General features: G+C 72.2%; 15 protein-coding genes. 6 read left to right on the top strand and 9 right to left on the bottom strand.

Translation table 11 applies throughout. The annotated features are described in order from the left end of the window. Positions 1–214: 214 nt before the first annotated feature. Positions 215–5,758, bottom strand: a complete 5,544-nt coding sequence (gene pulA, locus ACH4E7_RS07615) for a pullulanase-type alpha-1,6-glucosidase (protein WP_396248072.1) — start codon at positions 5,756–5,758, stop codon at positions 215–217. Between the two features lie 316 nt (positions 5,759–6,074). Here pulA and ACH4E7_RS07610 point away from each other — a divergent pair, with 316 nt between their 5' ends. Continuing rightward, the gene (locus tag ACH4E7_RS07610) at positions 6,075–7,046 is read left to right on the top strand and encodes a phosphatase PAP2 family protein (protein WP_396248071.1); all 972 of its coding nucleotides are present in this window, start codon (positions 6,075–6,077) and stop codon (positions 7,044–7,046) included. 72 nt (positions 7,047–7,118) lie between these two features. Here the strand turns inward: ACH4E7_RS07610 and ACH4E7_RS07605 are convergent, their stop codons facing one another. Together ACH4E7_RS07605 and glnA are read right to left on the bottom strand one after the other, a co-directional pair. After that, a complete protein-coding gene (locus ACH4E7_RS07605) occupies positions 7,119–10,148 on the bottom strand; it encodes a bifunctional [glutamine synthetase] adenylyltransferase/[glutamine synthetase]-adenylyl-L-tyrosine phosphorylase (RefSeq protein WP_396248070.1) in 3,030 nt (1,009 codons plus the stop codon). Positions 10,149–10,310: 162 nt separating this feature from the next. Further along, positions 10,311–11,672, bottom strand: coding sequence for a type I glutamate--ammonia ligase (gene glnA, locus ACH4E7_RS07600; RefSeq protein ID WP_355675016.1), 1,362 nt, complete (start codon positions 11,670–11,672; stop codon positions 10,311–10,313). Between the two features lie 175 nt (positions 11,673–11,847). Between glnA and ACH4E7_RS07595 the strand changes: the two genes are divergently transcribed. Further along, positions 11,848–13,602: an NAD+ synthase gene (locus ACH4E7_RS07595; RefSeq protein WP_396248069.1), complete on the top strand. Its 1,755-nt coding sequence runs from the start codon at positions 11,848–11,850 to the stop codon at positions 13,600–13,602. A gap of 1 nt (position 13,603) precedes the next feature. Here the strand turns inward: ACH4E7_RS07595 and ACH4E7_RS07590 are convergent, their stop codons facing one another. From ACH4E7_RS07590 to ACH4E7_RS07580, 3 genes are all read right to left on the bottom strand, one after another. Next, positions 13,604–14,653 (bottom strand): endonuclease/exonuclease/phosphatase family protein, encoded by a 1,050-nt coding sequence (locus ACH4E7_RS07590; RefSeq protein WP_396248068.1) that lies wholly within the window; start codon positions 14,651–14,653, stop codon positions 13,604–13,606. Positions 14,654–14,914: 261 nt separating this feature from the next. Then, positions 14,915–15,544 carry a TetR/AcrR family transcriptional regulator gene (locus tag ACH4E7_RS07585; protein ID WP_396248067.1) on the bottom strand — a complete coding sequence of 210 codons (630 nt, stop codon included), beginning with the start codon at positions 15,542–15,544 and terminating at the stop codon, positions 14,915–14,917. A gap of 194 nt (positions 15,545–15,738) precedes the next feature. Then, entirely contained in the window at positions 15,739–17,352 is a 1,614-nt protein-coding gene (locus ACH4E7_RS07580) for a DHA2 family efflux MFS transporter permease subunit (RefSeq protein WP_396248066.1), read from the bottom strand. A gap of 278 nt (positions 17,353–17,630) precedes the next feature. On the opposite strand from ACH4E7_RS07580, the gene panB reads away from it, so the two are divergent. Next, positions 17,631–18,500, top strand: coding sequence for a 3-methyl-2-oxobutanoate hydroxymethyltransferase (gene panB, locus ACH4E7_RS07575; protein WP_396248065.1), 870 nt, complete (start codon positions 17,631–17,633; stop codon positions 18,498–18,500). Positions 18,501–18,809: 309 nt separating this feature from the next. Here the strand turns inward: panB and ACH4E7_RS07570 are convergent, their stop codons facing one another. Then, the gene (locus tag ACH4E7_RS07570) at positions 18,810–19,271 is read right to left on the bottom strand and encodes a hypothetical protein (RefSeq protein WP_396248064.1); all 462 of its coding nucleotides are present in this window, start codon (positions 19,269–19,271) and stop codon (positions 18,810–18,812) included. 201 nt (positions 19,272–19,472) lie between these two features. Here ACH4E7_RS07570 and ACH4E7_RS07565 point away from each other — a divergent pair, with 201 nt between their 5' ends. Together ACH4E7_RS07565 and ACH4E7_RS07560 are read left to right on the top strand one after the other, a co-directional pair. Further along, positions 19,473–20,498 carry an ATP-binding cassette domain-containing protein gene (locus ACH4E7_RS07565; RefSeq protein ID WP_396248063.1) on the top strand — a complete coding sequence of 342 codons (1,026 nt, stop codon included), beginning with the start codon at positions 19,473–19,475 and terminating at the stop codon, positions 20,496–20,498. After that, positions 20,495–21,322 (top strand): ABC transporter permease, encoded by an 828-nt coding sequence (locus ACH4E7_RS07560; RefSeq protein ID WP_396248062.1) that lies wholly within the window; start codon positions 20,495–20,497, stop codon positions 21,320–21,322. The genes ACH4E7_RS07565 and ACH4E7_RS07560 overlap by 4 nt, the downstream gene beginning before the upstream one ends. A gap of 119 nt (positions 21,323–21,441) precedes the next feature. Here the strand turns inward: ACH4E7_RS07560 and ACH4E7_RS07555 are convergent, their stop codons facing one another. Further along, positions 21,442–24,774, bottom strand: a complete 3,333-nt coding sequence (locus ACH4E7_RS07555) for a BTAD domain-containing putative transcriptional regulator (RefSeq protein WP_396248061.1) — start codon at positions 24,772–24,774, stop codon at positions 21,442–21,444. 195 nt (positions 24,775–24,969) lie between these two features. Between ACH4E7_RS07555 and ACH4E7_RS07550 the strand changes: the two genes are divergently transcribed. Beyond that, positions 24,970–25,785 carry a site-2 protease family protein gene (locus ACH4E7_RS07550; protein WP_396248060.1) on the top strand — a complete coding sequence of 272 codons (816 nt, stop codon included), beginning with the start codon at positions 24,970–24,972 and terminating at the stop codon, positions 25,783–25,785. Here the strand turns inward: ACH4E7_RS07550 and ACH4E7_RS07545 are convergent. After that, entirely contained in the window at positions 25,782–25,964 is a 183-nt protein-coding gene (locus tag ACH4E7_RS07545; RefSeq protein ID WP_355675003.1) for a hypothetical protein, read from the bottom strand. The genes ACH4E7_RS07550 and ACH4E7_RS07545 overlap by 4 nt on opposite strands. Positions 25,965–25,988: the final 24 nt, after the last annotated feature.

Genomic DNA, 25,988 nt, shown 5'->3' with positions numbered 1-25,988 from the left:
GTTCGATCACTGCCGGAGGTGACTGACCAGCACTCAGGCCTCCACCGCCTACCGCGCGGCAGGCGGCAGCGCCGGACGGGCGCGACACGTCACAGTTCCGGCCGTGCCACCACCGGATTCCGGCCATTCCCCGCCCGAAACGGAACCGGGCCCCGCACCAGCCGTAACAGCGGTGCGGGGCCCGGGAGTTACCGGACAGTCGGAATCAGTCGGGTCAGTTCTGGACGAACACCGCCACGGTACGACCCGGCACGGTGAAGGTCCCGGTCGCGGCGTCGAAGCCGGACTGCTTCACCACCTGGTCCACCCCGCCCGCCTGGACGGGGTGGAGCGCCTGGCCGGTCCCCTTCAGCGCGGGCACGGCCTGGGTCTGCGCGGTGGGCGTGGCGTTGAAGACCACGGTGATGCCCTTCTCCGCGCCCGGCAGCCCGGTGCCGTCCAGGTGCAGGGTGATCACCCCGGGCGTCTCGCCGGACGTACCGGAGAGCGGGTACGACAGCCGCTGCTGGACGTCGGCCAGGGTGGGCAGCGAGAACAGCGGCGAGGACTGCTTGATCCGCAGGAAGTCCTGGAACTGCGCGGAGGTCGCCCGGATGTCGGCCGCGCCCACGGTCAACTTCGGGTTGGCCAGCAGGGATCCGGCGGTCGGCCACATCTCCTGGTTGTCCTTCGCCATCGGCAGGCCGCGGCCCCAGCCGTTGCCCTGGGCCGGGTCCCAGTGGATCGCGTTGAACCAGTCGCCCGAGTCGTAGGCGTTGGAGTCCAGCGACTTGGAGCGCAGCAGGTCGCTGCCGGCCTGGGCGAAGCCCGCGCCCTGGGTGAGCGCGGTCAGCGACAGCCCGAGCGCCTGCATCCGGGCCCGGTCGGCGGGTGCGGTGCCGGTCGGCAGCTTGTACGCGAGCGCGTCGAACAGGTCGGTGTTGTCGTGGGCGTCCACGTACTCCACCGCCTCGCCCGGCTTGGCCGCGTATCCGGTCGGGGAGCCGTTGTAGTCGACCTGGGCGCCGGTGACGGTCTTCCCCGAGCTGTCGGTGAAGGAGTAGCCGGCCAGGTTGCCGGTCAGCCCGACCTTCAGCTGGTCCATCTGGTGCAGCAGCCTGGCCTTCTGCTCCTCCGGACCGCCGTTCGCGGGCGAGCCGTTGGGGTCGGTGTACAGGCCCGAGGCGAAGCCCTGCCGCGGCGCGGAGTTCAGCATGAAGTTGCCGCCCCGGGCGGCGTCGCGGATCCGGTCGTCGAAGGTGGCGATGCCGGTGCCGGCCATGTTCCGCTGGGTGGCCTGCTCGAACCGGGCGTTGTCGGCGACGACACCGAAGTTCCAGCCCTCGCCGTAGAGGAAGATGTTCTTGCCGTCGACGCCGTCCGACTCGGGCGTCATCTTCCGCAGCGCGGCCTGCACGTCCAGCATGGTGGACTTCGGGTCCAGGCCCATCAGGTCGAAACGGAAGCCGTCGACCTGGTACTCCCGGGCCCACAGCGTCACCGAGTCGACCACCAGGCGGTTCATCATGGCGTGCTCGGGCGCGGTGTCGGCGCAGCAACTGTCCGCCGTCACCTTGCCGTCGGCGTCCAGCCGCTGGTAGTAGCCGGGGACGACCTTGTCCAGCACCGAGTGCTCGGCCTGGCCACTGGCGGCGGTGTGGTTGTAGACCACGTCCAGCACCACCCGCAGCCCGGCCGCGTGCATCGCCTGCACCATCTGCCGGAACTGCACGGTCCTGGCGGTGCCGTTCGGGTCGGTGGCGTACGAGCCCTCCGGCACGTTGTAGTGCAGCGGGTCGTAGCCCCAGTTGTAGGCGTCGTCGGCGGCGACGGCCGCCACGCACTCCTGCTGCTTCGGGCTGTCCGGCGGAAGGGACTTGAGGTCGCAGGCCGGCAGCTTCTGATCCGCACGGTTCTCGTGGATGGTGGCGATGTCGAAGGTCGGCAGCAGGTGCACGGTCGTCACCCCGGCCTTGGCGAGGTCCCGGAGGTGCTGCATCCCGGCCGAGTTGGACTCGGTGAACGCCAGGTAGGTGCCGCGCTCGGCGGCCGGGACGGTGGTGTCCTCCACCGAGAAGTCCCGGACGTGCAGCTCCTGGATCTGCTGTCGCGCGGGCGGGACGGCCTGCGGGCGGGGGTGGTCGTCCCAGCCCTGCGGCTTGAGCTCCTTGGCGTCCAGGTCGGCGACCAGGCTGCGCTTGGAGTCGGTGGACAGTGCCACCGAGTACGGGTCGGTGACGGTGTTGACCACCAGCTGCTGCACCGAGGGGGCCCAGACCTTCACCTGGTACAGGTAGTACTTGCCGTCCAACTCCGGCTTGTCGCGGACGACTTCCCATACCCCGGTCTCGTCGTCCAGCTTCATCGGCAGCGTCCTCGGGGTGCCCCCGGTGGCGCTGTCGAAGACCTGGACGGAGACCTCCTGGGCGGTGGGCGCCCACAGCGAGAGGGCGACCTTGCCGTCGTAGTACGCCGGGCCGAAGTCCACCTTGCCGGTGCGGCGGGCGTACAAGTCGTCCAGCACACCCGGGGTCTGGACACCCGTCCCGGCCAACACCGCGCCGCTCGGCAGGTGTTCGGTGAACAGCAGCTGGCTGCGCAGCGCGGCGGGGACGCGGGCGGTGTCCCGAGCGTCCACGGTGAAGGCGCGGTAGCCCGCCAGGTGCGGGTACTTGGCCTTCTGGGCGTCGGTCAGCCCACCGGCGACGGGGTTGAGCCGCAGCCACTTGCCGGGCTTGGTCAGCACGCCCTTGTCGGCGCGGATGCCGCCCTCGGGGTCGTAGACCAGCTGGGCGCTGGTGCCGCCGGCCAGGGCCTGGTCGGTGGCGCCGTAGTTCGCCGGGACGACGACGGTCCTGGCGTCGATCCACTGGGCCTTGGCGCCGGTGAGGTCCAACTGCGAGGAGGCGGCCGGGTTCTGCGGCAGCAGGTAGCCCTCACGGCCGCCGAGGATCCACACCTCCTTGCCGTTGACGGCGAAGTCCAGCGACTGGTCGGCGGGCAGGTCCTTGTCGTTGCCGTTGTGCAAGATGTAGCTGAGGCTGGTCGCCCCGTGGGCCAGCGGCACCTCGAAGACGGCGCCGAAGGCGTCCCGGCGCGCCGGCATCAGCGGCTTGCCCCAGTCGGTGGGGTTGGCGGCGCCGGTCCAGTCGTGCAGGCCCCAGCCGTCGTAGTTGCCGTCGGCCCGGTTGTAGTGGATGACGGCGGTGTCGGCGGGCTGACTGTTCGCGGGACCGGGGTCGGCGGTGCGCACGGTCGGGTCGCCCTGCTTGACCCACACCTCGCCGGTGGCGCCGACGTCGATGTGCCGGTCGGCGTCCACGTCCTTGACGCCGTTCTTCTCGACGATGAAGCCGACGTCGGACGCGCCGGGCTTCAGCCGCACGTACGCGAAGGCGCCGTACGCGTCCCGGCCGATGAACGGGTGCCCGGTCGGCCACGGGGTGCCCTCGCCGTCGGCGAGGTCGCCCCAGGCGTAGAGGTTCCAGCCGTCGTAGTCGCCGTCCGGCCGGTTGTAGTGGACGACGGCGTACGGGCGGGCGCCGGCGGTGGGCACCGGCTTGGGCGCCGGGGTGCCGGTGGTGAAGCTCGCGGTGGCGGAGCGCAGATGGCCGCTGGAGTCCTGCACGACGGCCTTGTACCGCACCACCGTGCCGGGCGCGACCGCGCTCAGATCCTGGGTGACGGCGAAGAGTCTTTGGCCGTCGGAGCCGGACTTCCCCGTGTCGGCGGTGCCCAGGGTCTGCCAGGGCCCGTTGCCGATCTGGGCGGCGAAGCCGACCCGGTTGAAGCCGCCGCCGTCCGCCGTGGCACCGACCGTGACCAGGCCGGTGGAGCCGTCCGCCGGCGGCCGCATCGAGAGCTGGGGCGCGGCGTTCACCGCGGCCAGCTTGGCGCCCGCCTTGAGCACCACGGAGGACAACGCGGGCACGGTCACGGTCACCTTGCGGTCCGCGCCGCTGGTGATCCGCGCTCCGGCCGCGGGGTAGACCGGGTCGAAGCCCATCCCCGCCGAGAAGGTGTCCAGGGTGACGGTCTTCGCCTCGGTGGCGTTGTTGACCGCCACCAGGTACTCGACCTGCTGCCCCGCGTCGATCCGGGAGAAGGCGTACACGCCCGCGCCGTCGGCGGCGTAGCGCTCGATCTGGGCGCCGTCGGCCAGCGCCGGGTTGTCGCGGCGCAGCTTGGCCAGCCCCGCGATGCCCTGGTAGAGCTCGCCGCCCTGCCCGTACCGGTCGGCCGGGCCGGAGGCGCCGCCGAGCACCCGGTCGCCGTTGTAGGAGGGCGTCCTGGAGGCGAACATGTCCTGCCGGGCGTCCTTGTCGCCGCCCGCCCCGGTGAAGCCCTGCTCGTCGCCGTAGTAGACGACGGGCTGGCCGCGGGTGAGGAACTGCAGCTCGTTGCCGAGCCGGTCCTTCCTCAGCAGGGTCGCGTCGTCGGCGCCCGGGTTGTCGGCGAGCAGGAAGGAGCCGAAGCGGCCCATGTCGTGGTTGCCGAGGAAGGTCGGCAGCTCGTACGCGTCGGTGTCGGCGCTGGTGTAGCGGTAGTCCTGGGCGTAGACATCGGCCAGGTTCCTGGCCGAGCCGCCCTGGGAGACGTAGGAGCGGGCCGCGCCCTGGAACGGGAAGTCGAGGGTGGCCTGCAGCTTGCCCTTGGTGACGTAGGGCGAGGTGACCGCCGGGTCGCCGGAGTAGACCTCGCCGAACATGAAGAACTTCTTGTTGCCCTGTTTGGCGGCGAAGTCCTTGAGCGCGGGCGCCCACTGCTGCCAGAACGCCATGTCAACGTGCTTGACGGTGTCGATCCGGAAGCCGTCCACACCGGCGTCCTTGACCCACTGCTGGTAGACCTGCTCGAAGCCCTTCACCACCCGGGGGTTCTGGGTGTCCAGGTCGTCCAGGCCGTTGAAGTCGCCCTCGGTGGCGGACTCGCCGACGAAGGTCGAGTCGCCCCGGTTGTGGTACAGCGCCGGGTCGTTGAGCCAGGACGGGGTCTTGGCCTTGGCGTCGGCCGGGCTGCGGAAGACCGGGGTGTAGGGGAAGGAGTCCTTGGTGATCTTCGGCCAGGTTGCCGGGGCGTCCGCGATCGCGGTCTCGTCGACCGGGTTGCCGTCGGCGTCGAGGGTCGGGTACGCGCCGACCGAGCGGTAGCCGTGCTGCTGCTCGGCGTCGTCGATGACATCGGCGGTGTGGTTGGTGATGACGTCGAAGAAGACCTTGATGCCGCGCGCGTGCGCCTTGGCTATCAGCTCCTTCAGCTGCTCGTTGGTGCCGAAGTGCGGGTCGACCTGGGTGAAGTCGGTGATCCAGTACCCGTGGTAGCCGGCCGAGGCGTCGGCGCCGCTGCCCTGCACCGGCTTGTTCTTGAAGATCGGGGCCATCCAGATCGCCGTGGTGCCGAGGTTCTGGATGTAGTCGAGCTTCTGGATCAGTCCGGCCAGGTCGCCGCCGTGGTAGAAGCCCTTGTCGGTGGGGTCGAAGCCGTTCTCCAGCCGCCCGCCGGTGATGCCGCCGCTGTCGTTGGCGGTGTCGCCGTTGGCGAAGCGGTCGGGCAGGACGAAGTAGAACTGCTCGCGGGTGAGGTCGTGCCGCCCGGCGGTGGCCGCCAGCGCGGCGTCCGAGGGCGGGGGCGACGGAGCGGCGGCGAGGGCCGCGGGGGCGCTGCCGAGGGTGGCGGCGGTCAGCGCGACGGCGAGCAGCACGGCCGTGCGGCCGGGTCTGCGTCGGCCGGTGCTCTCTCGGGCGGTGCTCCGTCGGGGGCGGAGCGGCGTATCGGCCACTGAGGGGCTCCCTTAGGGGAAGGGCGATCGATGTCCCAGGAAGCTAGCGGCCTGCAATATGTTTCAGCAAGATGCAGAAAGCGTTTCGTGCCGGGAAAATCCAGGCCACGGGCGCTCCCGGCCACCCCGGTTACGTGCTCACGACGGTCGGCGTGACAATGGGAGCTATGTCCGTCCCGCCGGTAAGCCCCAGACCCGATCGCACCCCCTACCCCGGTGGGATCCGCCCCCTAACCCTCAGGGGGGACAGCCGGTGAAGAATCCACTTCCAGAGGATGAGCAGACGGCTACGGGCGGTCTGGCAGACTTGCCCCCCATGGGGGAACCGACCGAGATCCAGCGAGGCGACGCCGAGCGCGCCGACGCGGCCCACGGTGGCGGTTCCGAAGCAGCGACGGCCGCCCCGGCCCGGCTGCCCGACGGAGCCACCCGTGCCGCCCAGTCCCGTACCGCCGCCCTGCGCAGCCGCATCCGCCACCAGCGTCGCTCACCGGCCCGGCCGCGGATCTGGATCGAGCTGGCCCTGATCGGGATCAGCTACTGGATCTACTCGATCGTCCGCAACGCCGTCCCGGAACAGGAAGCGATAGCCCAGAAGCACGCGCGCTGGATCTGGGACCTGGAGCAGAACCTCGGCATCGCGGTCGAGCGCTCGATCAACCACGCGATGGACAGCGTCGGGTGGCTCATCACCGGGATGAACTACTACTACGCGACGCTCCACTTCATCATCACGATCGGCGTCCTGGTGTGGCTCTACCGCAGCCACCCCGGCCGTTACGTCGCGGCCCGTACCGTGCTGTTCGTCACCACCCTGATCGCCCTGGTCGGCTTCTACGCCTTCCCGCTGGCCCCGCCCCGGCTGATGACCGACGGCGGCTTCATCGACACCGTGAAGACCCACGGCACCTGGGGCTCGTTCGCCTCCGGGCCCGCCGCCCACGTGTCCAACATGTACGCCGCGATGCCCTCGATGCACATCGGCTGGTCGATGTGGTGCGGCCTGGCGATCTTCTTCCTGGCCCGCCGGACGTGGGTCAGGGCGCTCGGCCTGATGTACCCGGCCGCCACCCTGCTGGTCATCGTCTCGACCGCCAACCACTTCTGGATGGACGCCGTCGGCGGCGAGGTCTGCCTCGCCCTGGGCTTCCTGGCCGCCCGCTGGCTGTACCACGAGTGGGTCTACAAGCTGCCTCGGGTACCCGCCCGGGAGAAGGTGTCGACGGAGGAGCCGATCACCGTCCCGGAGCAGTGGAGCGAGCCGGCGGTCAGCACCGCACGGCGGTAACGGAGCAGACGGCAAGGGGCCCCGACCAGGGGCCCCTTTCATATGCGCCCGGGTCCCTCGGCGCCCGGGACCTCAGCCCGCCGACCCGTAGAACAGCCGGTCCACCACCGCCCGGGCCCGCCGGGTCGTGCGCCGGTAGTCGTCCACCAGCTCCCCGCTGTGCCCGGCGCCGTAGCCCAGGTAGCGGGCCACCCCGGCCAGCTCCCGGGCCTCCCCCGGGAAGCTGTCCCCCGGCCGCCCGCGCACCAGCATCACCGCCGCGCGCACCCGGGAGGCCAGCACCCAGGCCGCGTCCAGCACCTCCGCGTCCGCCGGCTCGACCAGCCCGGCCGCCACGGCGGCGGCCAGCGCGTCCCTGGTCCGGGTGGTGCGCAGGGCCGGCAGCTCGTGCCCGTGCTGGAGCTGGAGCAGCTGCACCGTCCACTCCACGTCCGCCAGCCCGCCCCGGCCGATCTTGGTGTGGGTGGTCGGGTCGGCGCCACGCGGCAGCCGCTCGGCCTCGACCCGCGCCTTGATCCGGCGGATCTCCACCAGGTCCCGTTCCGGCACCCCGGTGCCCGGGTAGCGCAGCGGGTCGATCAGCCGTCGGAACCGCGCGCCCAGCTCCTCGTCCCCGGCCACCGGCTCGGCCCGCAGCAGGGCCTGGCTCTCCCAGGCGTGCGACCAGCGCCGGTAGTACGCCGCGTACGAGGCCAGGGTGCGCACCAGGGGTCCGCTGCGCCCCTCCGGCCGTAGGTCGGCGTCGACCAGCAGCGGCGGCTCGGTGGACGGCGCGCCCAGCAGGGTGCGCAACTCGTTGCAGACCGCCTGGGCCGCCTTCGCCGCCTCCTGCTCCAGCGAGCCGAGCAGCGGCTCGTGGACGAAGAGCACGTCGGCGTCCGAGCCGTAGCCCAGCTCGCGGCCGCCGAAGCGGCCCATCGCGATCACCGCGATCCGGGTCGGCAGGTCCCCGTGCTCGGCCTCCCAGCCGGCCACGCAGGCGCGCAGCGCGCCCTCCAGGGTGGCCGCGTTGAGCGCGGTCAGCGCCTCCCCCGCGGCGTCCAGCGCCTCGGCGGGGTCCTCCCCGAGCCGGCCGAGCACGTCCGCGGCGGCCGTACGGAACAGCTCCCGGCGGCGCACCGAGCGGGCGGCGGCCACGGCGGCGGCGGTGGACCCGGCCCGACCGACGGCGGCCAGTATCTCCGACTGCAGCGCCGCCCGGCCGCGCGGCACCAGGCCCTGCGGGTCGCCCAGCATGGCCACCGCCTCGGGGGCGCGCAGCAGCAGGTCGGGGGCGAGCCGGCCGGCCGACAGCACCCGGGCCAGCTGCTCGGCGGCGGCGCTCTCGTCCCGCAGCAGCCGCAGGTACCAGGGGGTGCGGCCGAGCGCGTCGGAGACCTGGCGGAAGTTGAGCAGCCCGGCGTCCGGGTCGGCCGAGTCGGCGAACCAACCGAGCAGGACCGGCAGCAGGGTGCGCTGGATCGCCGCCTTGCGGCTCACCCCGGAGGCCAGCGCGCTGATGTGCCGCAGTGCGGCGGCCGGGTCCGCGTAGCCGAGCGCCTCCAGCCGGGCCCGGGCCGCGTCCGGGGTCAACCCGGCCGCTCCCGGCGGCAGTTCGGCGACGGCATCGAGCAGCGGGCGGTAGAACAGCTTCTCGTGCAGCCGCCGGACCTCCACCGCGTGCCGCTTCCACTCGCGCTGCAGCGCGGCCACCGGGTCGGAGCGGGTGTCGTCGTTGATCAGCGCGGCGAGCGAGCGGGCGAGGCGGCGCAGGTCCTCCTCGGCGGTGGGCATCAGGTGGGTGCGGCGCAGCCGGTACAGCTGGATGCGGTGCTCCAGCGAGCGCAGGAAGCGGTACGCGGCGTCCAACGAGGCGGCGTCCGCCCGGCCGACATACCCGCCGCGGGAGAGCGCGGCCAGCGCCTCCAGGGTGTTGCCGCTGCGCAGCGCCGGGTCGGTGCGGCCGTGCACCAGCTGGAGCAGCTGGACGGAGAACTCGACGTCGCGCAGCCCGCCCGGGCCGAGCTTGAGCTGGCGGTCCAGCTCGGTGGCCGGGATGGAGTCGATCACCCGGCGGCGCATCTGCTGCACGTCGGTGACGAAGTTGTCCCGGGCGGCGGCCTGCCAGACCATCGGGGCGAGCGCCTCGACGTACGCGGCGCCGAGCTCGGCGTCCCCGGCGACCGGGCGGGCCTTGAGCAGTGCCTGGAACTCCCAGGTCTTGGCCCAGCGCTGGTAGTAGGCGAGGTGGCTGGCCAGGGTGCGCACCAGCGGGCCGTTGCGGCCCTCGGGGCGCAGGTTGGCGTCCACCGGCCAGATGGTGCCCTCGCCGGTGGTGTCCGAGCAGAGCCGGGTGAGCGCCGCGGCCAGCCGGGTGGCGGCCTTGACCGCCTCGTGCTCCTCCACCCCCTCGCGCGGCTCGGCGACGAAGATGACGTCCACGTCCGAGACGTAGTTGAGTTCGCGGCCGCCGCACTTGCCCATGCCGATCACCGCGAGTCGGCAGGCCGCGGCGGCCTCCGGGTCCTGCTCGACGGCGAGGCCCAGGGCGGTCTGCAGGGTGGCACCGGCCAGGTCGGCGAGTTCGGCGGCGGTCTGGGCCAGGTCGGTGGTGCCGGTGAGGTCGCGGGCGGCGATGGCCAGCAGGCAGCGGCGGTAGGCGGCCCGCAGCGCGTTCGCCGGGCTGTGGGCGCCGTCCCGGACGCCCTCGGCGAGGGCCCGGCGGAAGTCCTCCGGGCCGGGGTGCATGTCACGCAGCTCGAAGGTGACCAGCACGTGCCAGTCGTGCGGGTGCCGGGCCAGGTGGTCGCCGAGCGCGGTGGAGACGCCGAGCACGCCGAGCAGCCGGTCGCGCAGCGGCTTGGAGGTGGTGAGGGTGTCGCGCAGGGTGTGCCGCTCGGCCTCGTCGGCGGCCTCCAGCAGCCGGGCCAGGCCCAGCAGCGCGAGATCGGGGTCGGCGGTCGCGCCGAGCGCGTCCAGCAGCACCGGGTCGTCGGCCAGGCCCTCCAGTCCGGGGCCCTCCAGCAGCCGCACCGCCTGCGCGGGGTCGCTGAACCCGCGCCGGACCAGCCTGATCTCGGGCCGGCTGACCCGGCTCCCGGCCCGCTGCTCCTCCACCGCCATCAGCCCCTCCATCCGCCTCCAGCAGATTACGCGCCCTGGCGCCGACCCGCCGGGCGTGACCGGCGGGTGGACCGAGCCCTCTCCACGCCCCCGCCCCACCGCACAACGGGCCCGCCGTCACCCGGAAGGACGACGGCGGGCCCGAAGGGGTTTGAGTCGGGCTCAGAGCACCTGGAGGTTCTTCCGCAGCTCGAACGGGGTCACCTCGGAGCGGTACTCCTCCCACTCCTGGCGCTTGTTGCGCAGGAAGAAATCGAAGACGTGCTCGCCCAGGGTCTCGGCGACCAGCTCGCTGCGCTGCATCAGGTCGATCGCCTCGCCGAGGTTCTGCGGCATCGGCTGGATGCCGAGGGCGCGGCGCTCGGAGTCGGACAGCGCCCACACGTCGTCGTCGGCGCCGGGCGGGAGCTCGTAGCCCTCCTCGATGCCCTTGAGGCCGGCCGCGAGGGTGACGGCGTAGGCGAGGTACGGGTTGCAGCCGGTGTCCAGGGAGCGGACCTCGATCCGGGTGGAGCCCTGCTTACCCGGCTTGTACATCGGCACCCGGATCAGCGCCGAGCGGTTGTTGTGGCCCCAGCAGATGTACGAGGGGGCCTCGCCGCCGGCGCCGGCGGTGCGCTGGGAGCCGCCCCAGATGCGCTTGTAGGAGTTCACCCACTGGTTGGTGACGGCGGCGGTCTCGGCGGCGTGCTTCAGCAGGCCGGCGATGAAGGATCTGCCGACCTTGGAGAGCTGGTACTCGGCGCCGGACTCGTGGAAGGCGTTGCGGTCGCCCTCGAACAGCGAGACGTGGGTGTGCATGCCGCTGCCGGGGTGCTCGGAGAACGGCTTGGGCATGAAGCTCGCGTGCACGCCCTGCTCCAGCGCGACCTCCTTCATGACCAGCCGGAAGGTCATGATGTTGTCGGCGGTGGACAGCGCGTCGGCGTAGCGCAGGTCGATCTCCTGCTGGCCGGGGGCGCCCTCGTGGTGCGAGAACTCGACCGAGATGCCCATCGACTCCAGCATGGTGATCGCCTGTCGGCGGAAGTCGTGGCCCACCCCGCGCGGGGTGTGGTCGAAGTAGCCGGACTGGTCGGCGGGGATCGGCGGGGTGCCGTCGCCGGGCAGGTTCTTCAGCAGGAAGAACTCGATCTCGGGGTGGGTGTAGAAGGTGAAGCCCAGGTCGGAGGCCTTCTCCAGGGTGCGCTTGAGCACGAACCGGGGGTCGGCGTAGGAGGGCGAGCCGTCCGGCATCAGGATGTCGCAGAACATCCGGGCGGTCCCGGGGGTCTCCGAGCGCCACGGCAGGATCTGGAAGGTGGTCGGGTCCGGCTTGGCGATCATGTCGGACTCGTAGACCCGGGCGAAGCCCTCGATCGCCGAGCCGTCGAAGCCGATGCCCTCCTCGAAGGCCTGCTCCAACTCGGCCGGCGCCACCGCGACCGACTTCAGGAACCCGAGCACATCGGTGAACCACAGCCGGACGAACCGGATGTCACGCTCTTCGAGCGTCCGAAGCACGAACTGCTGCTGCTTGCCCATGGGGACAGTCTCACCTCTGCTCTTTACGCTCGTGTTACGCCCGGACGGCCCCGAGAGACCTCGCGTGGCGACTGCCCCCATCATGGCCGATCATCGCGCGACTCGGCAGTGCCGCCCCCTGTTCGGCACCCCCCGCGCGGGACATTGCGTCAGTTAGACGATTACACTCGGGGGCATGCCCAATCTCCGTCTCGCCCTGAGCCAGATCGACCCCTGGGTCGGTGACATCGCCCGCAACAGCGATGAGGTGGTGCGCTGGACCAGGCAGGCCGTCGAGGCCGGTGCCCAGCTGGTCGCGTTCCCCGAGATGGCCCTGACCGGGTACCCGGTCGAGGACCTCGCCCTGCGCCGCTCGTTCGTCGAGGCCTCCCGCGGTGCGCTGGTCGAGCTGGCGGGGCGGCTGGCCGCCGACGGGCTGGGCGAGGTTCCGGTGGTGGTCGGCTACCTCGGGCGCTCCGAGCACGCGTCGCCGCGGTTCGGCCGCCCGGCCGGGTCGCCGCAGAACTGCGCCGCGGTACTGCACCGGGGCGAGGTGGTCACCCGCTTCGCCAAGCACCACCTGCCCAACTACGGCGTCTTCGACGAGTACCGCTGGTTCGTCCCGGGCGACCAGCTGCCGGTGCTGCGGGTGCGCGGGGTGGACGTCGCGCTGGCGATCTGCGAGGACATCTGGCAGGACGGCGGCCGGGTCACCGCCGCCCGCGAGGCCGAGGCCGGGCTGCTGCTGGTGGTCAACGGCTCGCCGTACGAGCGGAACAAGGACGACCAGCGGCTGGAACTGGTCCAGCGGCGCGCGGCCGAGGCGGGCTGCACCCTGGCGTACGTCAACATGGTCGGCGGCCAGGACGAGCTGGTCTTCGACGGCGACTCGATCGTGGTCGGCGCGGACGGTGAGGTCCTCGCCCGCTCCCCGCAGTTCGAGGAGCACCTGCTGGTGCTGGACCTCGACCTGCCAGCCGCCAGCAGCGACCACACCGACGGCCTGCTGCTGAGCGACGGGCTGCACCTGGTCCGCACCGAGCTGAGCGGCGAGCCGGCCGCGGCGCCCGCGCAGAGGCTCGCCGCCGGCGTCGCGGAGCGGCTGTCCGACGAGGCCGAGATCTGGGCCGCGCTGGTCGCCGGCACCCGGGCGTACGTGGCCAAGAACGGCTTCGAGTCGGTGCTGATCGGCCTCTCCGGCGGCATCGACTCGGCGCTGGTGGCCTCGATCGCGGTGGACGCGATCGGGCCTGCGAACGTGTACTGCGTCTCGATGCCCAGCCGCTACTCCTCGCAGCACTCCCGGGACGACGCGGCCGAGCTGGCCCGCCGCACCGGGCTGCACTTCCGGACCGTCTCCATCGCCCCGATGTTCGACGCCTACCTGGGCGCCACCGAGCTGACCGGCCTGGCCGAGGAGAACCTGCAGTCCCGGCTGCGCGGCACCCTGCTGATGGCGATCTCCAACCAGGAGGGGCACATCGTGCTCGCGCCGGGCAACAAGAGCGAGCTGGCGGTGGGCTACTCGACCCTGTACGGCGACTCGGTCGGCGCGTTCGGGCCGATCAAGGACGTCTACAAGTCGCTGATCTTCCGCCTGGCGCGCTGGCGCAACGAGGAGGCCGAGCGGCGCGGCGAGGTGCCGCCGATCCCGGAGAACACGATCAGCAAGCCGCCGTCCGCCGAGCTGCGGCCGGACCAGGTGGACACCGACTCGCTGCCGGACTACGACCTGCTGGACAGCGTGCTGGACCGCTACATCGAGGGCGACGAGGGCCGGGACGCGATCGTCGCCGCCGGCTTCGACCCGGCCGTGGTGGACCGGGTGGTCCGGCTGGTCGACACCGCCGAGTACAAGCGGCGGCAGTACCCGCCGGGCCCGAAGATCTCGGTCAAGAACTTCGGCCGGGACCGCCGCCTGCCGATCACCAACCGCTGGCGGCGCGGCTGACCTACGAGGAGTACCGGTAGGTGGCGGCCACCGCGAGGTGGTCGCTGCCGTCCCGGGACAGGGTGCGGGAGTCCACCGGCTTCAGCCCGCCCTTGCTCATGATCTGGTCGATCCGGGCCATCGGGAAGGCGGACGGCCAGCTGAAGCCGAAGCCGTCCCCGGCGGCGCCCTGGGCCGAGCGCATCTGCGAGGTGACCGGCGCCAGACTGCGGTCGTTCATGGTGCCGTTGAGGTCGCCGAGCAGCAGGACCTTCTTCAGCTGCTCGCCCTGGATCGCGTCGCCGAGCGCCTGGGCGCTGACGTCCCGCTGGTGGACGGTGAAGCCGCTCTCGGCCTTGAGCCGGACCGACGGCAGGTGCGCGACGTACACCGCGACCGGGCCCTGCGGTGTGGCCACCTCGGCCCGGAACGCCCTGGTCCAGCCCATCTTCAGGTCCACCGGGGAGACCCCGCTGACCGGGTACTTCGACCAGAGCCCGACCGTCCCCTCCACGGAGTGGTACGGGTAGGCGTCGGCGAGGCCGGTCTCGTACGCCCGCAGCTGCTTGCCGGCCAGTTCCTGGAGGGCGACGATCTGGGCGCCCGAGGCGACCAGGCCGCGGATGGTGCCCGGCACGTCGGTGTTGTCGGCGGCGACGTTGTGGCTGACCACCGTCCAGTCACCCTTGCCGCCGCTCTTGTCGCTCAGCAGCCCGCCGAACAGGTTGGCCCACAGCACGGCGGGCAGCAGCAGGGCGAGCAGCGCGGTGGCGGAGCGGCGCAGCAGCGCGGGCACCAGCAGCACCGGGACGGCCAGGCCCAGCCAGGGCAGGAAGGTCTCCAGCAGGCTGCCGAGGTTGCCGACACCGTTGGGCGCCTCGGCGTGGAAGGCCAGCAGCAGGGCGGTGAGCAGGGCCAGCACGGCGATCACCAGTCCGCGCCGCCAGGTGCTGCTGCCGCGGGCGTCCCGGCCCCAGTTCCGCAGGCCGAGGAAGTCGCCGGTACGGCCGGCCGGGGCGGTGTCCGCAGGCCCGGTCGTCGTGGTCCGGTCGGTGCTGTCCGCCTGCGTCATGCCGTGGCTCCCTCGCTCGTGCCGCCGCCGGTCCGGCGTCCGGTCCGGCGTCCGGTCCGTGGGGGTACGGGCGGGGTGCCGGACTGGTGCCGGTTTGATCGGATACCCGGCTCAGCCTATGCCGGGACAGACGCGGGGCCCCCGGAGCGGGTTCCGGCGTGGCCCGGTTTGGTGAGCCAGGCCACGTCCGGACACGATCGAAGGCATCGGGCCCGTCTCCTGGGTTTCGGCGGACCCGGCAAGGACCCGAGGGACAGTCCCTTAGCGCGGGGCGAGGCCGTCGAGCAGGGCGTCGACCATCTTGCGGGCGAGGTCCGGGTCCTCCAGGTCGGAGTCGTCCCAGAGGATGCTGCGGTAGAGGATCGGGCCCATCAGCAGGTCGCCGAGCAGGTCCAGGTCGAGGTCGTCGCGGATCACGCCCTCGGCGACGGCCTGGCGGATCAGGTGGAGCCCGGCCTCCCGGCGCGGCTTGATCACCCGCTCCTGGTAGGCGGTGTACAGCTCGGGGAGGGTCTGCATCTGGCCGAGGGCGGCCTTGAGCACCCAGCGGGTGCGTTTGGCGAGGCCACGCCGGCGGACGTAGTCGATCATCTCGATCAGATCGTCCCGGGCGCTCCCTCCGGACGGCTCCGGCACCGGGACCTCCAGTCGGCTGACCACGTCGACCAGCAGGGCCTCCTTGTTGGGCCAGCGCCGGTAGATGGTGGCCTTGCCGACGCCGGCGGCGGTGGCGATGCCCTCGATGGTGAGCTCGGAGAGTGTGGTGCCGGCGGCCATCATCTCCTCGACGGCACTGAAGATGGCCTGCTCGGCGGCTTCACTGCGGGGCCGGCCGCGGCGTACCGCCGCACAGGGCTGCCCGGTGTCGGCGCTCGGCGTGTCCGTCCTCATCCCCGCTGTTTCTCCCTCGCTGTCCCCGGGCGCGCGGGCGCCGTGGCGTTTCCGTAGGCGGTCCGCCGGCGGGGTGGGCCCCCGCCCCGGACCGAGGCCCTGCCGACCGGCGTACCGGTCGGCAGGGCCATTGTCGCTCAGCCGATCACGGGTCAGGCGTCGGCGGCCGCGGGTCAGGCGTCGGCGGCCGCGGGTCAGGCGTCGGCGGCCGCGGCCTCCCGGGCCTGGCCCGGCTGCGCCGGGGCCGGGCCGGCCGGGCCGCCGGGGGCGGCGGTGCGGCGCGGCAGCAGGAACCAGGCGACCAGTGCGCCGACCAGCGAGATGCCCACCGAGAGCGAGGCCACCACGTGCATGGCGTGGATGAAGGAGTCGTTCGCCGGGGCGATCAGCGCCTTGCCCGCGCCGTTCGGGATCCGGTCGGCGATGGCCAGGGTGGCCTCCAGCGACTCGCCCGCCTTGTCGCGCAGCCCCTCGGGGAGGTGGCTGAGGGTGTCGGACATCCCGTCGCGGTAGACGGTGGAGAGCACCGCGCCGAGCACGGCGACCCCGAGCGAGCCGCCGACCTGGCGGAAGGTGTTGTTGACGGCCGAGCCGGCGCCGGCCTTCTCGCGGGGCAGCGAGCCCATGATCGCGACGGTGACCGGCGGCATGACGTGCGCCATGCCCGTACCCATCACCAGGCCGAGCACGATCAGCACCCAGATCGGGGTGGTCGCGGTCAGCACGATGTAACCGACGAAGCCGAGCGCGACCAGCACCATGCCGCCGGCGGCGGTGGCGGCGACGCCGAGGCGCTCGACCACCAGCCGGGCCCGCGGCGCGAACATCAGCTGGGCGACGGCCAGCGGCAGCATCAGCAGGCCGGCCTGCAGGGCGCTGTAGCCGCGCACGCTCTGGATGTAGAAGACGCCGAAGAAGGACACGCCCATCAGCGCGAAGAAGATCACGCCGACGACCACCACGGAGGCGCTGAACACCTTGTTGCGGAACCAGGTGACGTCGAGCGCGGGGAACGGGGTGCGGCGCTCGAACCAGACGAACGCGGCCAGCGCCACCACGCCGAGCAGGGTCGGGCCCCAGGCCTCGAAGGCGGTGAAGTCGGCCAGCTCGCCGCCCTTGATGATGCCGTAGATCAGCGCGACCAGGCCGATGATCGACAGCAGCACGCCGACCGGGTCGAGGGCGCCCGGGTTGGGGTCCTTGGACTCGGGGACCAGGATCGCCATCGCGATCACCGCGACGATCACGATCGGGACGTTGATCAGGAAGACCGAGCCCCACCAGAAGTGCTCGATCAGCAGACCGCCGGTGATCGGGCCGATGGCGATGGCCAGGCCGACCGCGCCGGCCCAGATGCCGATCGCCTTGGGCTGCTCCTCGCGCTCGAAGACGTTCATGATGATGGCCAGCGTGGCGGGCATCGCGAGCGCGGCGCCGACGCCCATCAGGGCGCGGAAACCGACGAGTTCACCGGGTGAGCCGGCCATCGAGGACAGCAGCGAGGCGATGCCGAAGACCACCATGCCGGCCAGCAGCGCCCGCTTGCGACCGAAGCGGTCGCCGAGCAGGCCCGAGGTGAAGAGCAGCCCGGCGAAGACCAGGGTGTAGGAGTTGATCGCCCATTCGAGGTCGCTCTGGGTGGCGCCCAGGCCGACCGGGGCGGGGGTCGCGATGGTCTTCATCGCGACGTTGAGGATCGAGTTGTCGAGCACGACGACGAGCAGGGCGAGCACCAGGGTGCCCAGGATCGCCCAGCGGCGGCGGTGGATGGCTTCCGGCACACGGGGTGGCGCGGCGGCGGTGGTCATTGGTCTTCCCGTCCGTGTTGGTGTGGCACTGGCGGGCATTTGCGAGTCGCAGACGTCTCGTAACCCCCCGCACCAGAGTAGCGGCCAATGCGATACGAGACGAGCCCGTTTCGCAAAATGGAGGCAAAGCCCGGCGGCACGGAAGGGGCCGGTGTGGCGTGGATCGCACCCGGTCGCCCGCACCCCCCTTTGCGCTCACGCCGGGGCGTGCAAGCATGGAGGTGATCCGGGGACGCCACACGGCGCCACGAGACGACAACCCTTCAGGAGTCCGTTCGATGAACGCTTCTTCGCCTTCGCCTGCCCAGAACCAGGCGTCGACCGCCACCCTCTACGGCGGGGTCACCAATCGCCGCGTCACCGTCCGCGACCTCGCCGCCGCCAAGCAGCGCGCCGAGAAGTGGGCGATGCTCACCGCCTACGACGCCCTCACCGCGGGGGTGTTCGACGAGGCCGGGATCCCCGTCCTGCTGGTCGGCGACTCCGCCGGCAACTGCCACCTCGGCTACGAGACCACCGTGCCGGTGACCATGGATCAGATGGTGATGCTCTCCGCCGCCGTCGTCCGCGGCACCCAGCGCGCCATGATCGTCGCCGACCTGCCGTTCGGCTCGTACCAGGAGTCGCCCGCGCAGGCCATGCACAACGCGGCCCGGCTGATGAAGGAGGCCGGGGTCGGCGCGGTCAAGCTGGAGGGCGGGGAGCGCAGCGCCCGCTCCATCGAGCTGCTGGTCGAGGCCGGCATCCCGGTGATGGCGCACATCGGCCTCACCCCGCAGTCGGTGCACGCCTTCGGCGGCTACCCGGTCCAGGGCCGCGGCGACGAGGCGGCGCACCAGCTGCTGCGCGACGCCAAGGCCGTCCAGCAGGCCGGCGCCTTCTCGGTGGTGCTGGAGGCCGTCCCGGCCGAGCTGGCCGCCCAGGTCACCGAACAGCTGGCGATCCCGACCGTCGGCATCGGCGGCGGGCCGGAGACGGACGCGCAGGTGCTGGTCTGGACCGACATGGCCGGCATGACGGCGGGACGGGTGCCCAAGTTCGTCAAGAAGTACGCGAACCTGCGGGCCGTCCTCGGCGACGCCGCCCGCGAGTTCGCCGACGAGGTCCGCACCGGCGCCTTCCCGGCGGAGGAGCACAGCTTCCACTGACGCTCCCGCCCCCGGCGACGTTGCCGATCGAAAAGGGCGGGGCCTGCGCTTCCCGCGCAGGCCCCGCCCCGATTCGGTCCGTGCATGGAACTCATAGCGACAGCCCAAGCCCCAGCACGCTTGGGGCTTGGGCCAATGGGGTGTCCTGTGCGCAGGAAGTCGGCGGGGCCGACTTCCTGCGCAAGCTGCGGGGAGACGAGACGAGTTCTTGTCGCCGCTGCTTCGGCGAGACCGAAGCAGCGGCGTCAGCACCCAACACGCAAGTCACTTCACCCTGACAGTCATCAGGCCGGTTGGGACTCAGAATGCTCAGCGGCCCTCTCGGAAGCGAGTCCATTGCTGAGCTGCCTGGTTCACTCCGGCAGTCCACGGGTCCGGGTCACCGCCGGCGATGTCGGCCCACATGCGGGCCTGAGCCTTCGCGAAGACGTTCACCAGCGCGGGGTCGCCGAGTTCCCAAGCAGGAATCCTGGCAGCCCAGGCTTCTGCCGCAGCCGGGCTGTGGCCGCCTGCCGCGATCAACCAGATCACCCATAGGGCCGGGTCGATCCAAGGGGCCCCGCAGGTCGCCCACGCCCAGTCGACCAGATATGCCTGATTTCCCCGAATCAGCACGTTCTCGTTGCTCAGGTCCGTGTGCAACAGGGAGCTGCCGGCGAACTGCGCCAGCACCTCGGGGTCGTCCACGTAGGCGGCCCATCGCTGTTCGGCATGGCGTAGCTCGATCGGGGGGCACGGGGTGCGGCCGAGTCGGCTGAGGGTGTCGACCATCAGTTCCAGGTCCCCGACCACCTTGTAGCTGGCCGAGGAGCGAGGCGCCTGCCACATCCGGCTCGGCAGACCTGATCCTCCTCCTGAGAGGAGGTCACACACCCACCGACGACAGCCGGGTGACAGCGGGGTGACAGCAGGGCGTCAGCGGGCCCGGCCCGGTGACAGGGGGCTGACAGCCGGGGCGGACAACCTGGGGGCATGACAGGAATCGCCACCGCCCCGAACACGCGGGGAACCGCCGGGAACGCCGTCGAGGTACGCGGCATCGTCAAGCACTACGGCGCCACCAAGGCCCTCGACGGGGTCGACCTCACCGTCCGCGAGGGCACCGTCCTCGCTCTGCTCGGCCCCAACGGCGCGGGCAAGACCACTCTGGTGCGCGTTCTCTCCACCCTGATCAAGCCCGACGCCGGCACCGCGTACGTCGGCGGCTACGACGTCCTGCGCCAGCCCAAGCAGCTGCGTCGCACCATCGGCCTGACCGGCCAGTACGCCTCGGTGGACGAGCTGCTCTCCGGCTACGAGAACCTCTACCTGATCGGCCGGCTGCTCGACCTCTCCAGCCGCGAGGCCAAGGCCCGGGCCGCCGAACTGCTGGAGCGCTTCTCCCTCACCGAGGCCGCCAAGCGGCCCGCCAAGACCTACTCCGGCGGCATGCGCCGCCGCCTCGACCTGGCCGCGAGCATGATCGGCCGCCCCCGGGTGCTCTACCTGGACGAGCCCACCACCGGCCTGGACCCGCGCACCCGCAACGAGGTCTGGGACGAGGTGCAGCGGATGGTCGCCGAGGGCAGCACCGTGCTGCTGACCACCCAGTACATGGAGGAGGCGGAGCAGCTCGCGAGCGAACTGACCGTCATCGACCGCGGCAAGGTGATCGCCAACGGCCGTGTCGCCGAGCTCAAGGCCAGGGTCGGCGGCCAGACCCTCCAGGTCCGCCCCGCACGCCCGGCCGACCTGTCCGAGATGGCCCGCTGCCTGCACGACAGTGGCATCCTCAGCGCCACCGTCTCGCACGACGACGGCCTGCTCGCGGTGCCGATCACCGGCGAGGAGCATCTGACCGCCGTCATCTCGGTGCTCGGCACCCGCGGCTTCGCGATCGCCGGCATCGACACCAAGGTCCCCAGCCTGGACGAGGTCTTCCTCGCCATCACCGGCAAGCCCACCGCCGACGCGGCCACCGCCTCCGCCGCCGACCTCGTCAAGGAGCCCGTCGCATGACCACCGCCACGCTCGCCCCCGCCCGGGTGGAGGACACCCGGGTCGAGGACACCCGGATCGGCCTGGCCGGCACCCTGCGCCACGTCGGCGCGCTGACCCGGCGCAACCTGATGCGGATCAAGGCCGACCCGGAGTCGATGTTCGACGCCGTGCTGATGCCGATCGTCTTCACCGTGCTGTTCGTCTACGTCTTCGGCGGCGCCATGTTCCACAGCCAGGACGAGTACAAGCAGTTCATGATCCCCGGTCTGCTCGGGCAGACCGGCATGACCCTGGCGCTGGCCGTCGGCACCGGCCTGAACAGCGACTTCCAGACCGGGGTGATGGACCGTTTCCGCACCCTGCCGATCGGCCGGGCCTCGGTGCTGCTGTCCAAGATCGTGGCGGAGACCCTGCGGGCGCTGCTCTCCTCCGCGATCCTGCTGACCTTCGCGTTCATCCTCGGCTTCGAGCTGAAGACCGGTGTGCCGGAGCTGCTGGCCGCGGTCGGCCTGTCGCTGGTGTTCGGCATGTCGATCGTCTGGATCTCGATGCTGCTCGGCATGTCGATGAAGAGCGCCCAGGCGGTGCAGGGCGTCTCCATGCTGGTCCTGATGCCGATGCAGTTCGGCAGCTCGATCTTCGCCCCGACCGACACCATGCCGGGCTGGCTACAGGCCTTCACCAAGGTCAACCCGCTGTCCGCGCTGGCCGACGCCTCCCGCGCCCTGCTCAACGGCCAGGGGGCGGTGGCCCACCCGGTGATGATCGTGCTGATCTGGTCGGCCGTCGCCACCGCGATCTTCGCCCCGCTCGCGGTGGCCCGCTTCCGCAAGCGGACCTGAGCGAGCGGTACGAGGACTTGCGACGCGAGGACGCGCGTCGCGAGGACGCGCGTCGCGAGGACGCGCGTCGCGAGGACAGGCCGGCCGGCGACCAGGGGACGGGCGCCGGCCGGCCTCCGCTATCCGAGCAACTCCTTGAGCAACTCCTGGGTCTGCTGCGGGGTCAGCCCGTCGCCCTCGGCGCGGGCCTCCTCGAACCCGGCGTCGCCCAGCAGCCCTCGCAGCAGGGCGGTCATCCGCTCGCGCTCGACGCGGTCCAGGTAGCCGCCCTTCGGGCCGTGCAACCTGTTCTGCGCCCCCAGCAGCACCGCCGCCAGCCTGGCCCGCCCCAGGTCCCCGTCGCGCACGGCGAAGGAGCACAGCACCCCGCACACCGCGGGCACCACCATCACGGTCATGTGCTCGGCGAAACCGCTGGCGGCCGTCATCGCCCGCAGCGACCGGCGGCCCTCGCGCAGCATGGCGAGCCCCTGCTCCGGTTCCCCGGTCCGGGCGGTGATCCAGCCCCGGGCGCTGTACAACAGCCCGTTGACGATGCTCGGCGCGAAGCCGCCCACCTTGATCCCGTCGAGGACGTCCAGCTCGGCCAGTGCCTCCCGGTACTCCCCACGTTGGGCCAGGATGCCGCAGAGCGTCAGGTACCCCATCATCAGGGCGCCGGTGGTGGACTGGTTGGCGCCCGGGGAGCCGATGGACCCCACCGCTTCGCGGACCACCCGCTCGCCCTCCTCCAGATCGGTGTCCAGCAGGGCGCTGCCGAGGTGCACCTTGAGGATCGGCACCTCCTGCGGCGCGCCCAGCGCCTCGGCCAGCTCGATCGCCCGCCGGTACGCGGCGGCGGCGGCCGCGGACTCGCCCCGGTTGGCCAGCGCCTCGCCGCGGGCCGACATCGCCTGCGAGATCCCCCAGAGGTTGCCGGCCCGCTCGTACAGCTCCAGGGAGCGCTCGCCGTCCCGGATGCTCTGCTCCATGCCGCCCGGCCAGTCGTTCAGCATCCTGGCCCGAACCTGCAGGATGAACGCCAGGTCGTTCGGCGTGCCGTGCACCTCGCAGCCGCGGACCGCGTCGTCCAGCAGTTCCCTCATCAGCTCCAGCCGGCCGGACAGGAAGGCCCCGAACACCCGCATCAGCGCCGGGAACCGGTACGCCTGCGGCAGCTCCGGGGTGTAGGCGCCCATCAGGCGGTGGGCCACGGTGACCGCCTCCGGGTCGCCGAGCACGTCCATGTTCCCCTCGAACAGCCCGATCAGCCGGAACATCGCGAGCAGCCGGCGGGCCTCGTGGAGCACGCCCTCGGGCATCGGCAGGCCGTACTCGAGCACATTGCGCTCCAGCGGCACCGCCGGCGGGACGTCCGGGCCGAACGGGTCCGGCGCCAGGGCCGCGACCGCGTTGTACCAGCCGCGGGCCTCCAGGCTGTAGCCGCGCAGCGACCAGTACCAGCTCATGCCCAGCGCGAGGACCAGCGCCGGCTGCTCCTCGCCGCGGTCGACCGCTCGGCGCAGCGCGGCCCGGACGTTGTCCTGCTCGCGCTCCAGCACGGCCAGCCAGTGCAGCTGCCGGGAGCCGTGGATCTCCAGGTCGGCGGTGGCGACGACGGAGCAGAAGTGGGCCAGGTGGCGGGACTCGGTGGCGGTGCGCTCGGCGGCGGACTCGGCCAGGCGCTCGGTCGCGTACTCGTGGATGGTCTCCAGCATCCGGTAGCGCGGCAGGCTGCCGTCGTCCAGGTCGGCCACCAGCAGGGACTTGTCGACCAGGGAGAGCAGCAGATCGGCGACCTCGCCCCGGGACACCACGGCGGCGTCCGCGCAGATCGCCTCGGCGTCCTCCAGCTGCCAGCCGCCGGCGAACACCGACAGCCGGCGCAGCACCGCCCGCTCGCGCTTGCCCAGCAGGTCCCAGCTCCAGTCGACCACCGCGCGCAGGGTCTGCTGACGCGGCAGCAGGGTGCGGCTGCCGGCGGTGAGCAGCGCGAAGCGGCCGTCCAGCCGGTCGGCGATCTGGCGGGCCGTCATCACCCGCAGCCGGGCCGCGGCCAGTTCGATGGCCAGCGGCAGGCCGTCCAGGCGGCGGCAGATCTCGGCGCAGGCCTCCGGGTCGCTCTGCGGGTCGAAGCCGGGACGGGCGGTGGCGGCGCGCTCGGCGAGCAGTCGCAGCGCCACCGGGTCGGGCAGCGGCTCGACCGGCAGCACCGTCTCGCCGGGCACGCCGAGCGGTTCGCGGCTGGTGGCGAGCACGGTCAGCCCCGGGCACTCGGCGAGCAGCACGTCGGCGAGGTCGGCGGCGGCCTGGATCAGGTGCTCGCAGTTGTCCAGGACCAGCAACATCCGGCGGTGGCCGCAGTGTTCTATCAGTCGGCGCACCGGGTCCTCGGCGCGCTTCTCCATCACCTCGGCGACCATGGTGGCGGCGTGCAGCTGGATCTCGCGCAGGCCGAGCGCGGAGACCACGGCGGCGGGGACGGCGTCCGGGCTCTCCAGCGGGGCGAGTTCGGCCACCCATACGCCGTCCGGCCAGTGCCCGACCGACTGCTCGGCGCGGCCGGCCTCGATCGACAGCCGGGTCTTGCCGGAGCCGCCGGGGCCGGTCAGCGTGACCATCCGGCGCTCCGTCACCAGGGCGCGCAGGGTGACGAGATCGGCCTCGCGGCCGACGAAGCTGGTCAGTCGACCGCGCAGATTGCTTCCGGCGCACGGGAGTTGGGGCGCGGGCGGCTTCCCGACGATCGGCGCGGGCTCCGAGGAGGCGAGCAACTCGGCGTGGAGGGACTGGAGTCGGCGACCGGGGTCGACGCCGAGCTCGTCCGCCAGGGCGCGCCTGGTCCGCTCGTAGTGGCGCAGCGCTTCGGCGGTGCGGCCGCTGTCGTGCAGCGCCCGGAGCATCAGCAGCTGCAGCGGTTCGTCCAGCGGCTGCCGTTCGCACAGCTCGGCGAGTTCGGCGACCAGCTCGGCGGCCCGGCCGAGCCCGAGGTCGGCGGTGATCCGGTGGCGGCGGACCTCCTCGCGCTGGGCCTCCAGCCGGGCGGCCGGGCCGGTGCGGTCGGGCAGGTCCGCGAGGGCCGGGCCGCGCCACAGGGCGAGCGCGGCGCGCAGCCGATCGGCGGCCAGCGCGTGGTCGCCGGCGTCCAGGGCGCGGCGGCCCTCGCCGCTCAGCCGCTGGAAGTCGGCGAGGTCGGTGGCCGGCCCGGTCAGCCAGTACCCGGCGGGGCCGGAGCCGACCTGCTCGCGGCCGATGGTGCGGCGCAGCCGGCCGACCAGGGTCTGCAGCGCGGCGGAGGAGTCCTGCGGCGGTTCGGCGTCCCACACCTCGTCCACCAGCAGGTCGGCCGGGACCGGTCGGCCCTGGCGCAGGACCAGCGCGGTGAGCAGGGCCCGCAGCCGGGCGCCGCCCAGGGGGACCGGTGTGCCGTCGTCGTGGTGGGCCGTGGCGGTCCCGAGGATGCCGTAGTGCACCGGTCCATTCTGGTCGATGGGCGGCGGCGAGGCCGCACAATTGTGCCTAACCCCGCGACCGGGCCCGGACGGCGGCGGAACCAGGGGCGAGCCCTCGGACGTTCACCCGGTGCGGCTTGTCCGTCCACCGCCCGCCCGGCATGATCGGTCCCTGTCCGGTATCCCCCTTCCCTCTGCCCACGGAGCACCCCCACCATGACCTTCGCCGCCACGCCGCGATCCCGCAGCGAGGACCGCCGGATCAGCCCGGTGTTCTGGGTCCTCCTCGCCGTCCTCGGCACCTCCGCCTGGACGGTGTACTCGGGCTACGGCAACGCCCGGTTCGGGGTGTTCCTGTTCGTGGTGTCGGGCTGGATGGTCTCGCTCTGCCTGCACGAGTACGCCCACGCGCGCACCGCGCTGCACGGCGGCGACATCACCGTCGGCGCCAAGGGCTACCTCACGCTCAACCCGCTGAAGTACACCAACGTGCTGCTCAGCTTCGTGCTGCCGATCGTCTTCGTGATCCTCGGCGGCATCGGCCTGCCCGGCGGCTCGGTGTGGATCGAGCGGCACCGGATCCAGGGCCGGCTCAAGCACAGCCTGATCTCGGCGGCCGGGCCGCTGGTGAACCTGGTGTTCGCGGCGGCGCTGCTGATCCCGGTCGGCGCCGGCTGGCTGGACGGCTCGGACGTGCACGCCTCGTACTACGGCTACGAGCTGACCGTCTCGCCCTTCGCCTGTGCCCTCGGCTTCCTCGGTCTGCTGCAGGTCAGCGCGGCCGTGCTGAACCTGCTGCCGGTGCCCGGCCTGGACGGCTACGGGATCATCGAGCCGTGGCTCTCGGCCAAGACCCGGCGCGCGGTGGAGCCGTTCGCGCCGTACGGCATGCTCGCGGTGTTCGCGCTGCTGTGGCAGCCCGAGGTGAACTCGTTCTTCTTCGGGATCGTCCACGACCTGATGAGCCTGTTCGGCGTGGACACCGACTACGCGACGGTCGGCCGGTACCTGTTCAGCTTCTGGAAGAACTAGAGCTGTTCGGCCGCCGCGGCGAGCTTCTCCTTGCGGCGGTTCATCCACAGCACGTTGCTGGCCACACCGGCCAGCGGGAGCCAGATCAGCCCGATCCAGAAGCCCGCGATCACCGAGACCACGGCGGCCGCCAGCGCGAGGACGGTGACGATCAGGGCGATGAGGGACGTGCGAGGCATGACGCGGGGCTCCTAGACGCGGGT

Origin of the sequence: Kitasatospora sp. NPDC018058, assembly GCF_044327205.1 — a bacterium.
GTDB lineage: Bacteria > Actinomycetota > Actinomycetes > Streptomycetales > Streptomycetaceae > Kitasatospora.
The sequence above is the reverse complement of the archived record's forward strand: the minus strand, read 5'-3'. Positions and strand labels throughout refer to the sequence as shown.

Coding starts and splice junctions, on each gene's coding strand:
- panB (WP_396248065.1), top strand. CDS start 17,631: ATGAACGCTTCTTCGCCTTCGCCTGCCCAGAACCAGGCGTCGACCGCC.
- ACH4E7_RS07570 (WP_396248064.1), bottom strand. CDS start 19,271: ATGGTCGACACCCTCAGCCGACTCGGCCGCACCCCGTGCCCCCCGATC.
- ACH4E7_RS07605 (WP_396248070.1), bottom strand. CDS start 10,148: ATGGCGGTGGAGGAGCAGCGGGCCGGGAGCCGGGTCAGCCGGCCCGAG.
- ACH4E7_RS07595 (WP_396248069.1), top strand. CDS start 11,848: ATGCCCAATCTCCGTCTCGCCCTGAGCCAGATCGACCCCTGGGTCGGT.
- glnA (WP_355675016.1), bottom strand. CDS start 11,672: ATGGGCAAGCAGCAGCAGTTCGTGCTTCGGACGCTCGAAGAGCGTGAC.
- ACH4E7_RS07545 (WP_355675003.1), bottom strand. CDS start 25,964: ATGCCTCGCACGTCCCTCATCGCCCTGATCGTCACCGTCCTCGCGCTG.
- ACH4E7_RS07580 (WP_396248066.1), bottom strand. CDS start 17,352: ATGACCACCGCCGCCGCGCCACCCCGTGTGCCGGAAGCCATCCACCGC.
- ACH4E7_RS07550 (WP_396248060.1), top strand. CDS start 24,970: ATGACCTTCGCCGCCACGCCGCGATCCCGCAGCGAGGACCGCCGGATC.
- ACH4E7_RS07610 (WP_396248071.1), top strand. CDS start 6,075: ATGGGGGAACCGACCGAGATCCAGCGAGGCGACGCCGAGCGCGCCGAC.
- ACH4E7_RS07585 (WP_396248067.1), bottom strand. CDS start 15,544: ATGAGGACGGACACGCCGAGCGCCGACACCGGGCAGCCCTGTGCGGCG.
- ACH4E7_RS07590 (WP_396248068.1), bottom strand. CDS start 14,653: ATGACGCAGGCGGACAGCACCGACCGGACCACGACGACCGGGCCTGCG.
- ACH4E7_RS07565 (WP_396248063.1), top strand. CDS start 19,473: ATGACAGGAATCGCCACCGCCCCGAACACGCGGGGAACCGCCGGGAAC.
- ACH4E7_RS07560 (WP_396248062.1), top strand. CDS start 20,495: ATGACCACCGCCACGCTCGCCCCCGCCCGGGTGGAGGACACCCGGGTC.